General features: G+C 62.4%; 14 protein-coding genes. 9 read left to right on the top strand and 5 right to left on the bottom strand.

All coding sequences use genetic code 11. The features are described 5' to 3' along the window. Positions 1-72: 72 nt before the first annotated feature. Genes ftsX through ftsY form a run of 3 tightly spaced genes read right to left on the bottom strand, consistent with a single transcriptional unit; the run spans position 73 to position 3,160 of the window. Entirely contained in the window at positions 73-1,095 is a 1,023-nt protein-coding gene (gene ftsX, locus AO268_RS10290) for a permease-like cell division protein FtsX (RefSeq protein WP_076963149.1), read from the bottom strand. Further along, on the bottom strand, positions 1,092-1,763 hold the full coding sequence (gene ftsE, locus AO268_RS10285) for a cell division ATP-binding protein FtsE (protein WP_017476533.1): 672 nt from the start codon (positions 1,761-1,763) through the stop codon (positions 1,092-1,094). The genes ftsX and ftsE overlap by 4 nt, the downstream gene beginning before the upstream one ends. Further along, positions 1,760-3,160, bottom strand: coding sequence for a signal recognition particle-docking protein FtsY (gene ftsY, locus AO268_RS10280; RefSeq protein WP_099168616.1), 1,401 nt, complete (start codon positions 3,158-3,160; stop codon positions 1,760-1,762). Before ftsY ends, ftsE begins: the two co-directional genes overlap by 4 nt. A gap of 341 nt (positions 3,161-3,501) precedes the next feature. On the opposite strand from ftsY, the gene AO268_RS10275 reads away from it, so the two are divergent. The 4 genes from AO268_RS10275 (at position 3,502) to AO268_RS10260 (ending at position 8,189) form a co-directional block, all read left to right on the top strand. Continuing rightward, positions 3,502-4,857: a M16 family metallopeptidase gene (locus AO268_RS10275; protein WP_099168615.1), complete on the top strand. Its 1,356-nt coding sequence runs from the start codon at positions 3,502-3,504 to the stop codon at positions 4,855-4,857. Next, a complete protein-coding gene (locus tag AO268_RS10270) occupies positions 4,850-6,340 on the top strand; it encodes a M16 family metallopeptidase (protein ID WP_099168614.1) in 1,491 nt (496 codons plus the stop codon). Before AO268_RS10275 ends, AO268_RS10270 begins: the two co-directional genes overlap by 8 nt. Continuing rightward, the gene (gene rsmD, locus AO268_RS10265; RefSeq protein ID WP_076963145.1) at positions 6,340-6,954 is read left to right on the top strand and encodes a 16S rRNA (guanine(966)-N(2))-methyltransferase RsmD; all 615 of its coding nucleotides are present in this window, start codon (positions 6,340-6,342) and stop codon (positions 6,952-6,954) included. The genes AO268_RS10270 and rsmD overlap by 1 nt, the downstream gene beginning before the upstream one ends. 236 nt (positions 6,955-7,190) lie before the next feature. Continuing rightward, complete coding sequence (locus AO268_RS10260; RefSeq protein WP_099168613.1) at positions 7,191-8,189, top strand: hydrolase; 999 nt, start codon at positions 7,191-7,193, stop codon at positions 8,187-8,189. A 9-nt stretch (positions 8,190-8,198) separates the two neighbouring features. On the opposite strand, the gene AO268_RS10255 is transcribed toward AO268_RS10260, so the two are convergent. Next, the gene (locus AO268_RS10255) at positions 8,199-9,053 is read right to left on the bottom strand and encodes a sulfurtransferase (protein ID WP_099168612.1); all 855 of its coding nucleotides are present in this window, start codon (positions 9,051-9,053) and stop codon (positions 8,199-8,201) included. Between the two features lie 33 nt (positions 9,054-9,086). Further along, a complete protein-coding gene (locus tag AO268_RS10250) occupies positions 9,087-9,758 on the bottom strand; it encodes a TetR/AcrR family transcriptional regulator (RefSeq protein ID WP_029300622.1) in 672 nt (223 codons plus the stop codon). A gap of 147 nt (positions 9,759-9,905) precedes the next feature. Here AO268_RS10250 and AO268_RS10245 point away from each other — a divergent pair, with 147 nt between their 5' ends. From AO268_RS10245 to AO268_RS10225, 5 genes are all read left to right on the top strand, one after another. Next, a complete protein-coding gene (locus AO268_RS10245; protein WP_076963142.1) occupies positions 9,906-11,333 on the top strand; it encodes a coniferyl aldehyde dehydrogenase in 1,428 nt (475 codons plus the stop codon). A gap of 28 nt (positions 11,334-11,361) precedes the next feature. Then, positions 11,362-11,907 (top strand): twin-arginine translocation pathway signal protein, encoded by a 546-nt coding sequence (locus tag AO268_RS10240; RefSeq protein WP_099168611.1) that lies wholly within the window; start codon positions 11,362-11,364, stop codon positions 11,905-11,907. A 53-nt stretch (positions 11,908-11,960) separates the two neighbouring features. Next, positions 11,961-13,556: a GMC family oxidoreductase gene (locus AO268_RS10235; protein WP_076963140.1), complete on the top strand. Its 1,596-nt coding sequence runs from the start codon at positions 11,961-11,963 to the stop codon at positions 13,554-13,556. 114 nt (positions 13,557-13,670) lie between these two features. Next, on the top strand, positions 13,671-14,150 hold the full coding sequence (gene coaD / locus AO268_RS10230; RefSeq protein ID WP_003176711.1) for a pantetheine-phosphate adenylyltransferase: 480 nt from the start codon (positions 13,671-13,673) through the stop codon (positions 14,148-14,150). 103 nt (positions 14,151-14,253) lie between these two features. Further along, positions 14,254-14,505: a YfhL family 4Fe-4S dicluster ferredoxin gene (locus AO268_RS10225; protein WP_099168610.1), complete on the top strand. Its 252-nt coding sequence runs from the start codon at positions 14,254-14,256 to the stop codon at positions 14,503-14,505. The last annotated feature ends 10 nt before the right edge of the window (positions 14,506-14,515 follow it).

The following is a 14,515-nucleotide window of genomic DNA, read 5'->3' as shown; positions in this document are numbered from 1 at the left end:
GGAACCGTAGGACAAGTTCCCTAAACCACTGATACGGTCAATACAAACGAAACCACATTAATCTGACATTAACTACTTCGGCGCCAGCTCACGTAGATGCCGTGCGACCGCAATCCAAGCACCGATATACCCCAACAACACCGCGCCAAGCAAGAGTGATAGACCATCGGCAGCGGGTACGCCAGCCAGGGCAAAGTCACTGCCATACAAACCGGCCAGGCCGATTACCGCGTCGTTCAGCCAATCCAAGCCAAACGCCAATACGCCCCAGGACAGAATCCCCGCACCGAAGCCATAAAGCGCGCCCATATATAGAAAAGGACGACGCACATAGCTGTCTGTGCCGCCGACCAGTTTAATCACTTCTATCTCGGTGCGGCGGTTTTCAATATGAAGACGAATGGTATTGCCTATCACCAAAAGTAATGCAGAAACCAGCAACACCGTGAGACCGAAGACAAACCGGTCGCCCAGCTTGAGAATCGCCGCCAGACGCTCGACCCACACCAGATCAAGCTGCGCCTGCTGTACCTTGGGCAGTTCAGCCAATTTTTGCCTTAAGGCTTCAAGGGCCGTCTTGTCGATTTCATTGGGCGTGACCAACACAACCCCCGGCAGCGGGTTCTGCGGCAGCTCCTTGAGCGCCTCACCCAGGCCGGACTGTTGCTGGAACTCTTCCAGCGCCTGGTCGCGGCTGATGTACTCGGCCTCCGCCACGCCCGGCAGGTTCTTGATCTGCTCGCGCAGGGCCTCGCCTTCGGTAGCGCTGGCATCCAGTTGCAGGTACAGGGAAATCTGCGCCGCGCGCTGCCAGGAACCGCCCAGGCGCTCGACATTATTAAGCAGCAACGACAACCCCATCGGCAGGCTCAACGCCACGGCCATCACCAGGCAGGTGAAGAAGCTGCCAATCGGCTGCTTGCCCAGGCGGCGCAGGCTGTCCACCAGGCTGGCGCGATGGCTTTCGACCCAGGCATGCAGCAAGGTGCTGAAGTCGGGGCCGTCATCATCGTCGCGTTTCTTTTTCTGCGGCTGCGGGTCGGCGGCTTTCGGCGCCACGCGCTCGGAAACTTTAGGGCTACGTGTGGCACTCATACGCCGGCCTCCCCATCACCAATCAGGCGGCCGCGCTGCAAGGTCAGCATGCGGTGGCGCATGCGCGCGATCAATGCCAGGTCGTGACTGGCAATCAGCACGCTGGTGCCCAGGCGGTTGATGTCTTCAAACACGCCCATGATTTCTGCGGCCAGGCGCGGGTCGAGGTTACCGGTGGGCTCGTCCGCCAGCAGCAAGGCCGGGCGATGGACGATGGCGCGGGCAATGCCGACGCGTTGTTGCTGGCCGGTGGACAGGTCGCCGGGGTACAGGTCGGTCTTGTCCGACAGCGCCACGCGCTCCAGGGCCGAATCCACACGCTTGATGATTTCGGCCTTGGACAGCCCGAGAATCTGCAATGGCAGGGCGATGTTATTGAACACCGTGCGATCGAACAGCAACTGGTGGTTCTGGAACACCACGCCGATCTGCCGGCGCAGGAACGGGATCTGCGCATTGCTGATAGTGGCCAGGTCCTGGCCCGCCAGCAGCAATTTGCCGGTAGTGGGGCGCTCCATGGCCAGCAGCAGGCGCAGCAAGGTACTTTTGCCGGCGCCGGAATGACCGGTGACAAACAAGAACTCGCCACGGCGCACCCGGAAACTCAGCTCATGCAAGCCGACATGCCCGTTGGCGTAGCGCTTGCCCACCTGTTCAAAACGAATCATGAACGCTCCCGCTCGGCAAACAGTGCCTGGACAAAGGGTTCGGCCTCAAACGTGCGCAGGTCATCAATACCTTCGCCGACACCGATATAACGAATCGGCAGCCCGAATTGTTTGGCCAGGGCAAAAATCACCCCACCCTTGGCCGTGCCATCGAGCTTAGTCAACGCCAGGCCAGTCAGCTGTACCGTCTGGTGGAATTGCTTGGCCTGGCTGATTGCGTTCTGCCCGGTCCCGGCGTCCAGCACCAACAACACCTCGTGCGGCGCGTCGGCGTCGAGCTTGCCCATCACCCGACGTACTTTCTTCAACTCTTCCATCAGGTTGTCTTTGGTGTGCAGGCGACCGGCGGTATCGGCAATCAGTACATCGATGTTACGGGCCTTGGCCGCCTGCACGGCATCGAAGATCACCGAGGCGGAATCGGCGCCGGTGTGCTGGGCGATCACCGGGATCTTGTTGCGCTCGCCCCACACCTGCAATTGCTCCACGGCAGCGGCGCGGAAGGTGTCACCGGCGGCAAGCATGACTTTCTTGCCTTCCAGTTGCAGCTTCTTCGCCAGCTTGCCGATGGTGGTGGTCTTGCCAGCACCGTTGACGCCGACCACCAGGATTACGAAGGGTTTTTTCTCGACAATCACCAGCGGCGCTTCCACGGGCTTGAGCATGGCGGCCAGTTCGGCCTGCAATGACTTGTAGAGCGCGTCGGCGTCGGTGAGCTGCTTGCGCGCGACCTTCTGGGTCAGGCTCTGGATAATCACGGCAGTGGCTTCGACGCCCACGTCAGCGGTCAGCAGGCGGGTCTCGATGTCTTCGAGCAACTCGTCATCGATGATCTTCTTGCCCAGGAACAGGCTGGCCATGCCTTCGCCAATGCTCGCGCTGGTCTTGCTCAGACCTTGCTTGAGGCGGGCAAAGAAGCCGGTCTTGCTGGTTTCGGCAGGTGCGGCGGCCGGTGCGGCAACGACGGCAACGGGCTCGACCACCAGCGGCGCCGGCTCAACCACGACAGGCAGGGGCTCGACGGCGACCTGCACCGGCTCCACCACCACGGGGATCGGCGGTGTCACATGTTCGGCCTGCACATCCTCGACCAGCGCGACAGGCTCTTCAGCCACCGGCAATGGCGGCCACGGCTTGTGCTCTGGCTCTGGCTCTGGCGCAGCCTCCACCACCGGCTGCAGGACCGGCTCGGCGATAGGCAGCACCACAGGCGCCGGCGTCTCAACAACAGGCTCGGCCACTGGTTCAATCGCCGGTTCCGCTTGCAGAACAGGCTCAGGTTGGACTTGCGGCTGTTCGACGACGGTTTCCTGCGGCTTTTTGCGCAGCCATCCGAACAGGCCTTTTTTCTCGCCAGCCGCAGCTGGGCTCTTCTTGTCGTCGTTGGAACCAAACATGGAGGACGGCTATCTCAAGGTAGCGACGCGCCAAGGAGGCGCCTCGGTAAATAATATTCAATGCGCAACAGACTGTTTTTTAGCCAGCTTGTTCATGCGCAGCATTGTGCGAGGCGTGAATACAGCCTCAACAAATCGATTCAATATAGGACTGAAGCGATAAAATCGGCGAAAAGCGGATGAAAATCGGGAAAACCCACGAATAATTCCATCTTCACGACGACTGGATCCGAAACGATATGACCGCCGCAGTGGCCGCCGCTAATACGGATCAGTATCCTAGCACCTCCTCGCCCGCCGACGCTAAGACCAAGCGGGCAGCCCAACAGGTTTAAAAACGAATGAATGCTCTAGCCCGCCGCGCCGCAGGCCTGCTGCTCAGCACAGTTTGTCTGCCCCTTTCAGCCTTGGCTGCCGACCCACAACCCACCCATGAATTCACCCTGGACAACGGCCTCAAGGTCGTCGTGCGCGAAGACCATCGCGCCCCGGTGGTGGTCTCGCAGGTCTGGTACAAGGTCGGCTCCAGCTATGAAACCCCTGGCCAGACCGGTTTGTCCCACGCCCTGGAACACATGATGTTCAAGGGCAGTTCCAAGACCGGCCCCGGCGAGGCCTCGTTGATCCTGCGCGACCTGGGCGCCGAAGAAAACGCCTTCACCAGTGACGACTACACCGCCTACTACCAAGTGCTGGCCCGCGACCGCCTGGGCGTTGCCCTGGAGCTGGAAGCCGACCGCATGGCCACCCTGCGCCTGCCGGCCGACGAGTTCAGCCGCGAGATCGAAGTGATCAAGGAAGAGCGCCGCCTGCGCACCGATGACAACCCGATGTCCAAGGCCTTCGAGCGCTTCAAGGCCATGGCCTACCCGGCCAGCGGCTACCACACGCCGACCATCGGCTGGATGGCCGACCTGGACCGCATGAAGGTCGAGGAACTGCGCCACTGGTACCAATCCTGGTACGTGCCGAACAACGCCACCCTGGTGGTGGTCGGCGACGTGACCCCGGACGAGGTAAAAACCCTGGCCCAGCGCTACTTCGGCCCGATCCCCAAGCGTGACGTGCCACCGGCGAAAAAGCCCCTGGAACTGGCCGAACCAGGCGAACGCCTGCTGACTATGCATGTGCAGACGCAGCTACCGAGCGTCATCCTCGGCTTCAACGTACCGGGCCTGGCCACCGCCGAAGACAAGCGCGCGGTCAACGCCCTGCGCCTGATCTCGGCGCTGCTCGATGGCGGCTACAGCGCACGCATCCCGAGCCAGCTGGAGCGCGGTGAAGAACTGGTGTCCGGCGCCTCGACCAACTACGACGCCTACACCCGTGGCGACAGCCTGTTCACCTTGAGCGCCACGCCCAACCAGCAGAAGCAGAAAACCGTAGCCCAGGCCGAAGCCGGGCTCTGGCGCCTGCTGGACGAACTCAAGGCCAAGCCACCAACCACCGAGGAGCTGGAGCGTATTCGCGCCCAGGTCATTGCCGGCGTGGTCTACGAGCGCGACTCCATCACCAGCCAGGCCACGGCCATTGGCTCCCTGGAAACGGTCGGCCTGTCGTGGAAGCTCATGGACACTGAGCTGGCCGAGCTGCAAAGCGTGACGCCCGAGGATATCCAGAAGGCCGCGCGCACCTATTTCACCCGCGAACGCCTGAGTGTCGCCCATGTCCTGCCCGAGGAGACCACTCATGAGTGATCGCAAAAACAACCGCCTGGTGCTGCCCGGCCTGATCGTCGTGACCCTGGTGGCCGCGGTCGCGGTGTATATCGGTCGCCCGGACGACTCCATTGCCAGCCCGGCGCTGGAGCAGGCCAAGTCCAGCAAGACCCTGCAATCCCTGGCGGAGCTGGACGGCAAGAACCCGACCAACCGCACGCTCAACGTGCAGACCTGGAGTACCGCCGAAGGCGCCAAGGTGCTGTTCGTCGAAGCCCACGAACTGCCGATGTTCGACATGCGCATCCTGTTCGCCGCCGGCAGCAGCCAGGACGGCAACACGCCGGGCCTGGCGCTGCTGACCAACGCCATGCTTAACGAAGGCGTACCGGGCAAGGATGTGGGGCAGATTGCCGCCGGTTTTGAAGGCCTTGGCGCGGATTTCAGCAATGGTGCCTACCGCGATATGGCGCTGGTCTCGCTGCGCAGCCTCAGTGCCGCCGACAAGCGCGACGCCGCCCTCACGCTGTTCGACCAGGTGATCGGCCAGCCGACCTTCCCCGCCGACTCCCTGGCACGCATCAAAAACCAGTTGCTGGCCGGCTTCGAGTACCAGAAGCAGAACCCGGGCAAGCTGGCAAGCATCGAGCTGTTCAAGCGCCTGTATGGCGACCATCCCTATGCGCACCCCAGCGAAGGCACGCCTGAAAGCGTTCCGGCCATTACCCTGGCACAGCTGAAGGCCTTCCACGCCAAGGCCTACGCCGCCGGCAACGCGGTGATCGCGATGGTTGGCGACCTGTCCCGCGCCGAGGCCGAGGCCATGGCGGCCAAGGTGTCCGCATCCCTGCCCAAGGGCCCGGCACTGGCGAAGATCGCCGAGCCGAGCGAGCCCAAGGCCGGCCTGGGCCATATCGAATTCCCATCCAAGCAGACCCACCTGTTGTTCGCACAACTGGGCATCGACCGCGCCGACCCGGACTACGCCGCCCTGTCCCTGGGCAACCAGATCCTTGGCGGCGGTGGCTTTGGCACCCGCTTGATGAGCGAAGTACGCGAGAAGCGCGGCCTGACCTACGGCGTCTACTCGGGCTTCTCGCCGATGCAGGCCCGTGGCCCGTTCATGATCAACCTGCAGACCCGCGCCGAAATGAGCGGCGGCACCTTGCGCCTGGTGGAGCAAGTGTTGGCCGACTACCTCAAGACCGGCCCGACGCAAAAAGAACTGGATGACGCCAAGCGCGAGCTGGCCGGCAGCTTCCCGCTGTCCACCGCGAGCAACGCCGATATCGTCGGGCAACTGGGCGCCATGGGGTTCTACAACCTGCCGCTCAATTACCTGGAAGACTTTATGAAGCAATCCCAGGCCCTGACCACCGAACAGGTCAAGGCTGCACTGAACAAGCACTTGAGTAGCGATAAAATGGTGATCGTGACCGCAGGTCCCACCACCGCGCAAAAGCCACTACCGCCCCCCACTGATAAACCTGCCGAGCAGCCGCTCGGGGTTCCGGAGCATTAATGGCTAGTCCATCCCGTCCTAAAAAACCTGTCCATAACGTTCACAACGGTGTGGGCCAATTGCGCATCATTGGCGGCCAATGGCGCAGCCGCAAGCTGAGCTTCCCCGACGTAGTGGGCCTGCGTCCGACCCCGGACCGGGTCCGCGAGACCCTGTTCAACTGGCTCGCGCCGTACATCGAAGGGGCCAAGGTGCTGGACCCGTTCGCCGGCAGCGGCGCGCTGTTCCTCGAGTCCCTGTCCCGTGGCGCCGCCCTGGGCCAGGCCCTGGACGCGAGCAATGTGGCGGTGTCCAGCCTGCGCGAACACCTGGGCACCCTGCGTTGCACCACCGGTCACGTCCAAACCGCCGATGCCTTGCGCTACCTGGAAACCCAGCCGGCCAGCGCATTCGACGTGGTGTTCCTCGACCCGCCGTTCAACCAGAACCTGTTGCCGACCGTCTGCACCCTGCTGGAAGAGCGCCAATGGCTGGCCGATGATGCCTGGGTCTACACCGAAAGCGAAACCGCGCCGTCGACCCTGGGCCTGCCGGGCAACTGGCGCCTGCACCGCGAGCAAAAATCCGGGCGGGTGTATTACGCGTTGTGGCAACGTACGGCTCTGGCCCACTAAAAACACTGTAGGCACGAGCTTGTCGGGCAAGCCTGCTAATGCCGTTCAGTTAAGCGCAGATCCCCTGTGGGAGCGGGCTTGCCCGCGATAGCGGTATGTCAGTTAACAACTGTGTTGGCTGATCCACCGCCATCGCAGGCAAGCCCGCTCCCACATTTGACCTTCGCTGCTTTGAGCATTGCGTTCGCTTAACTGATCGGCATTAGGGCAAACCCGCTCCTGCAGGACAGGTATTCATGACACCGCTAACCAATCGCTTCACCCCCGCCTTCGGCCTCGGCAACCCCCATCTGCAAACGCTGTGGGGCCCGCTCTGGCGCCCCACCACCCACCTCGAACGCCAGCGCGAGCGCCTGTGGCTGGAGGATGGCGACTTTCTTGACCTTGACTGGCACGGCCCCCACGACCCGCACGCGCCCTTGGTGCTGGTGCTACATGGGCTGACCGGCTCGTCCAATTCGCCCTACGTCGCCGGCCTGCAAAAAGCCCTGGCCAGCCAGGGCTGGGCCAGCGTCGCGCTGAATTGGCGTGGCTGTTCCGGCGAACCCAACCTGCTGGCCCGCAGTTACCACTCCGGCGCCAGTGAAGACCTGGCCGCCGCCATCGCGCACCTGCGGGCCAAGCGGCCGTTGGCGCCGCTGTATGCCGTGGGTTACTCCCTGGGCGGCAATGTGCTGCTCAAGCACCTGGGCGAAACCGGCGACAGCTCTGGCCTGCAAGGCGCGGCAGCGGTATCGGTGCCGTTTCGCCTGGACCAGTGCGCCGACCGCATCGGCCTGGGCTTTTCCCGGGTCTATCAGAAGCATTTCATGCGCGAGATGCTCGGTTATATCCGGGTCAAGCAGCGCCAGTTCCTGCAGGATGGGCGTGAAGACGCACTGAAAACCCTGGCGGAGCTGGGCTCGCTGGAGAAAATGCGCACGTTCTGGGATTTTGATGGGCGCGTCACCGCACCGCTGCATGGCTACCTGAGCGCCGAGGACTATTATCGGCGGGCGTCGAGTCGTTACTTCCTCGGGGCGATCTGTACGCCGACGCTGATCATCCAGGCGGCGGATGATCCTTTTGTGTTTGCCCACAGCCTACCCCAGGCCAGCGAACTGTCGGACTGCATCGAGTTTGAACTGCAGGCCAGGGGCGGGCATGTGGGGTTTGTCGAGGGTTCGCTGAAACAGCCGGGTTACTACCTGGAGCGGCGGATCCCGCAATGGCTGCTGTCTCAACTCGATCCATAAAGTGGGAGCTCAGTCGCCGGTTGCAATTTGTCGCTGCGGATCATTGATCCACTCACTCCACGACCCCGCATACAACTTGCCCAACGGATAACCCGCCAGGCTCAAGGCAAACAGGTTGTGGCACGCCGTCACACCCGAGCCGCAATACGCCACCAATTCCTGGGGCGAGCGGCCTTGCAGTTTTTCAGCAAACCGTTGCTTGAGCTGCGACACCGGCAAGAAGCGCCCGTCACTGCCCAGGTTCTCGCTGAACGCCGCACATTGCGCGCCGGGAATATGCCCGGCAATCGGGTCGATGGGTTCCACTTCACCGCGAAAACGCGGCAAGGCCCGGGCGTCGATCAGTGTCAGGCCCGGCTGGCCCAGGCGCTTTTGCAGATGCTCTGCGTCCAGTAGCAGGTCGTAGTCCGCAGTGCCAGTAAAGGTCCCCGGTTCGTTGCCCGGCGCATCCAGGCTCAAAGGGAAACCGGCGCTGTGCCAGGCCTTCAGGCCACCATCGAGGATCGACACCCCGTCGCGCTTGCCCAACCAGGCCAGCAGCCACCAGGCACGGGCGGCAAATGCGCCAGGGCCGTCGTCATACAGCACGATCTCGCTGTCGGCATGGATGCCCCAGGCCTGCAACTGCCGAACCAGCACCTGGGCCGCCGGCAGCGGATGGCGGCCGGTCACGCCCTTGATCACCGGCCCGCTGAGGTGGCGCTCCAGGTCCGCATACTGCGCCCCTTCGATATGCCCCTCGGCATAGCTGCAACGCCCGTAATCCGGGTCTTCCAGGGCAAAGCGGCAGTCGAGGATGACTAAGCCGGCGCGCTGCTGGCGCTCGGCCAGTTGTTGCGGGCTGATCAGTTGTGCAAGCGGCATAACGGACTCCTGGAAATACGTTCGGGAAAGGGCCTACTTCACTTCTTCCAGTGCCTGACTTAACGGCACATAAAATTCCTTGAACAGCGCGTCCACGGCTTCTTTAGCCTGCGGCGTAATAAACCCTGCCTCCAGCACCAGCACCTGGTACACCCCGCGTTTGATCGCCTCGGCGCTCAGGTGCGCGGAGTTTTCATTGGTGGTGCACAAAAAGCGCACCCAGGAGGTGAGGATAATCCAGGCGTTGAGGGTCAGGGCTTCGGTCTGCACCGGGTCCATGTTCAGGATCCCGGCCTCGACAAACCCCCGGTAAATCGCACCGCCCTGGATCAGGCAGCGCTGGGAAAAACGCCGGTAGCCGGTGGCCAGCTCCGGGTCGCTCTCCAGCAGATGCTCAAGGTCGCGGTGCAGAAAGCGGTAGCGCCACATGCCGGCCAGTACCGCCTGCAAGTAAAAACGCTTGTCTTCGACCACCATGGCGCGCCCCTGGGGTGGGCGCAGGAAGCTGTCCACCAGGGCTTCGTACTCGCGAAACAGCACCGCGATAATCGCCTGCTTGTTCGGGAAGTGGTAGTACAGGTTGCCCGGGGATATTTCCATGTGGGCGGCAATATGGTTGGTGCTGATGCTGCGCTCGCCCTGCTGGTTAAACAGCTCCAGGCTGGTTTGCACAATACGTTCGCTGGTCTTTACTCGTGGTGCCATGGGGTATCGGCTTCTTGAATCCTGATGCAAACATCTTACGGTCTATCCTTGCCAGGATAAAACTGCATGTTGATGCGATGCCATTTGACAAATTAGAGTAATAACTCTAAAAACGCAGGTAGACCAATAATATTCTGGAGTTGCGTCATGTCTGCCAACGTTGCTTACCTGCAAGACTCCCAGGCGCTGGGCCAACTCCAGAGCCTGTTCGACGCCCAGCGTCGCGCCTACGCGGCCAACCCGATGCCACCAGCGGCGCAGCGCCAGCAGTGGCTCAAGGCGCTGCGCGACCTGCTCAGCGATGAGCGCCAGGCGCTGATCGAGGCCATCAGCAACGATTTCAGCCATCGCAGCGCCGATGAAACCCTGTTCGCCGAGCTGATGCCCAGCCTGCACGGCATCCATTACGCCAGCAAACACCTCAAGGGTTGGATGAAACCCTCGCGGCGTGCTGTAGGTATAGCCTTCCAGCCGGCGTCTGCCAAAGTGATCTATCAACCCCTGGGCGTTATCGGGGTGATCGTGCCCTGGAACTACCCGTTATACCTGGCCATCGGCCCGCTGGTCGGTGCGTTGGCGGCGGGCAACCGGGTGATGCTCAAGCTCAGCGAGTCCACCCCGGCCACTGGCCAGTTACTCAAGACCCTACTGGCGCAAATTTTCCCCGAAGACCTGGTGTGCGTAGTGCTCGGCGAAGCGGAAGTGGGCATGGCGTTCTCCAAACTGCCGTTCGATCACCTGCTGTTCACCGGGGCCACCAGCATCGGCAAACATGTGATGCGCGCCGCCGCCGAACACCTGACCCCGGTCACCCTGGAGCTGGGCGGTAAATCCCCGGCGATTGTCTCGGCCGATGTGCCCCTCAAGGACGCTGCCGAACGGATCGCCTTCGGCAAGGCGCTGAATGCCGGGCAAACCTGTGTGGCACCGGACTACGTGCTGGTTCCCGAAGACCGTGTGGAGGGCTTCGTCGAGGCCTACACCCAGGCGGTGCGCGGGTTTTATCCGACCCTGGCCGACAACCCGGACTACACCGCCATCATCAACGAGCGGCAACTCGCCCGGCTCAATGCCTACGTCAAGGACGCCACCGACAAGGGCGCAACCCTGGTACCGCTCTATGACCAGGGCCAGGCCCGGCGCATGGCCCATAGCCTGCTGCTGAATGTCAGCGATGACATGACCGTGATGCAGGACGAGATTTTCGGCCCGGTGCTGCCCATCGTGCCCTATCGCGGCATCGACCAGGCCTTTGCCTACATCAACCAGCGCCCTCGCCCACTGGCGTTGTATTACTTCGGCTACAACAAGGCCGAACAGAATCGCGTGCTCCACGAAACCCATTCCGGTGGCGTGTGCCTGAACGACACCCTGCTGCACGTGGCCCAGGACGATATGCCGTTTGGCGGTATCGGCCCGTCGGGCATGGGCCATTACCACGGCCATGAAGGCTTCCTCACCTTCAGCAAGGCCAAGGGCGTGCTGATCAAGCAGCGCCTGAATGCGGCCAAGCTGATTTACCCACCGTATGGCAAAGCCATCCAGAAACTGATCCAGAAGCTGTTCGTGCGCTAACACCGTGACCACCGGGACCACAATAAAAATGAACCCTAGCCTGACTGAATCACCCGCGCTGTCGCGGCGCGGCGTCTTGAAAATCGGCCTGTGCGCCAGCGCCTTCCTCGCCACCGCAGGCCTTGGCGCCAGCCTCAGCGGCTGCTCCAGCAGCACGCCGGCCAGCGGCTTTGCCATGCTACGCAACAGCGACCTGCCGTTTTTGCGCGCAGTGATCCCGGTGTTACTGGAAGGCGCGGCCAGCGCCGAGGTGGTGGCAGCGGGTATTGAAGACACCCTGAAAAAACTCGATTACAGCCTGCTGCACCTGTCGCCGGAGATGTTCAAGCTGACCCAGCAGTTGTTCGACGTGCTGGGCATGGCCGTCACCCGTGGCCCGCTGACCGGCATCTGGGGCAGTTGGGAAAATGCCAGCGGCGAGCAAATCCGCAACTTCCTGCATCGCTGGGAAAACAGCTTCCTCAACCTGCTGCGCATGGGCCAGGGCTCGCTGCTCAAGCTGGTGATCATGGCCTGGTATTTCCGGCCCGAGTCCTGGGCCCATTGCGGGTACCCCGGGCCACCGAAAATCTGACCGTGATAGCTCCTACACGTCATGACCGCTGATAAAAACAAGAGAACAAGCTGATGCCCGTACCTGATGTGTTCCGCGATGGCATGGCCCGCGGCTGGAAAACCCATAATGGCGCTGCCCTTGACCAGGACCTGACGCTGGAAGCCGATGTCGCGATCATCGGCAGCGGCGCAGGCGGCGGCACTACCGCAGAGATTCTCAGCGCCGCCGGCTACAAGGTGCTGCTGATCGAAGAAGGCCCGCTCAAGACCAGCAGCGATTTCACGCTGCTGGAAGACGAGGCCTACGCCAGCCTGTACCAGGAAGGCATCGGCCGCATGAGCAAGGACGGCGCCATCACCATCCTGCAGGGCCGCGCCGTGGGCGGCACCACGCTGATCAACTGGACGTCGAGCTTTCGCACACCCGACCCGACCCTGGCCCACTGGGCCAGCGAATACGCGGTCAAGGGCCACAGCAGTGCCGAGATGGCGCCATGGTTTACAAAGATGGAGCAACGCCTGGGCATCGCGCCCTGGGCCCTGCCGCCCAACGCCAACAACGATGTGATCCGCAAAGGCTGCGAAAAGCTCGGCTACAGCTGGCACGTGATCCCGCGCAACGTGCGCGGCTGTTTCAACCTGGGCTATTGCGGCATGGGCTGCCCGGTCAACGCCAAGCAGTCGATGCTGGTGACCACCATTCCCTCGACCCTGGAGCAAGGCGGCGAGTTGCTGTACCTGGCCCGCGCCGAGCGCCTGAAATTCAGCGGCGACACCATCACCAGCCTCGAATGCGTGGCCATGGATGCGCGCAGCGTAGCGCCCACCGGCCGCAAGGTCACGGTCAAGGCCAGGCATTACGTGCTGGCCGGCGGCGGGATCAACAGCCCGGCGCTGCTGATGCGCTCGGACGCACCCGACCCCCATTCGCGCCTGGGCAAGCGCACGTTCCTGCATCTGGTGAATTTTTCTGCGGGGTTGTTCGACGAGGTGATCAACCCGTTCTATGGCGCACCGCAGTCGATTTACTCCGACCACTTCCAATGGCAGGACGGCACCACCGGTAAAATGTCCTACAAGCTCGAAGCGCCGCCGTTGCACCCGGCCCTGGCCAGCACGCTGTTCGGTGGCTATGGCACGCAGAACGCCCTGGACATGGGCCAGTTGCCCAACACCCACGCGATGCTGGCGCTGCTGCGGGACGGCTTCCACCCCGACAGCCAGGGCGGCAGCGTCGGCCTGCGCGGCGATGGCACGCCGGTGCTCGACTATGAAGTCTCGCCCTACGCCTGGGACGGCCTGCGCCGGGCGTTCCACAGCATGGCCGAGATCCAGTTTGCCGCCGGCGCCAAGTCGGTCAAGCCGCTGCACCACGATGCGCGCTACGTCAGCACACTGGCCGAGGCCCGCAGCCTGATCGACGGCCTGAACCTGGAACTGCATCGCACCTGCCTGGGCAGCGCCCATGTGATGGGCGGTTGCGCCATGGGCGAAGAGCCGAAAAATGCCGTGGCCGACAGCCTGGGGCGGCATCACCAGTTGCGCAATCTGTCGATCCACGATGGCTCGCTGTTCCCCACCAGTATTGGCGCCAACCCCCAGCTTTCGGTGTATGGCCTGACGGCGCAACTGGCGACAGCACTGGCCGAACGTCTGAAAACAGCATGAAAAAACCAGGTATTCGCGGTGTCTATAGTGCTTTCTTCTGAATAAGTTGACTTGGCCGACCGGGATGGCTGCGATACCATCCGGTTCCCCAACGGACTCCGCCAGGACGACGCGATGAACCGAGTGTTGTACCCAGGTACCTTCGACCCGATTACCAAAGGCCATGGCGATCTGGTCGAACGCGCCTCGCGCTTGTTCGACCATGTGATCATCGCGGTCGCGGCCAGCCCCAAGAAAAACCCGCTGTTTCCCCTGGAACAGCGTGTGGAGCTGGCCCGCGAGGTCACCAAGCACCTGCCCAACGTTGAAGTGGTGGGCTTTTCGACGCTGCTGGCGCATTTTGCCAAGGAGCAGAACGCCAATGTCTTCCTGCGCGGGCTGCGGGCGGTGTCGGACTTCGAGTATGAATTCCAGCTGGCCAATATGAACCGCCAACTGGCGCCGGACGTGGAGAGCCTGTTTCTTACACCGTCGGAACGTTATTCATTCATTTCCTCGACCCTGGTGCGGGAAATCGCGGCATTGGGCGGGGATATCACCAAGTTTGTGCACCCTGCGGTCGCCGATGCGCTGACGCTGCGCTTCAAGAAGTAAGACCGCTCGACCGGCGCCCGCTCGCACTGCGGGCGCCAATGCGGCACAATTGCGCGCATTAGTTTTTCAGATGCCTTGGCAGAGTGCCCTGGCAGGAGTTTCCATGTCCCTGATCATCACCGACGATTGCATCAACTGCGACGTCTGCGAACCCGAGTGCCCGAACGCTGCCATTTCCCAGGGTGAAGAGATCTACGTGATCGACCCCAACCTGTGCACCCAGTGTGTCGGCCACTACGACGAACCCCAGTGCCAGCAAGTGTGCCCGGTCGATTGCATCCCCCTGGATGAGGCACACCCCGAGACTGAAGAGCAGTTGATGGAGAAGTACCGGTTTATTACCGGCAAGGCCTGAGACCTTGTGG

Origin of the sequence: Pseudomonas sp. ICMP 8385 (assembly GCF_002699915.1) — a bacterium.
GTDB lineage: Bacteria > Pseudomonadota > Gammaproteobacteria > Pseudomonadales > Pseudomonadaceae > Aquipseudomonas > Aquipseudomonas gessardii.
Note: the sequence above shows the minus strand (reverse complement) of the source record. Positions and strands in the feature narration are given on the sequence as shown.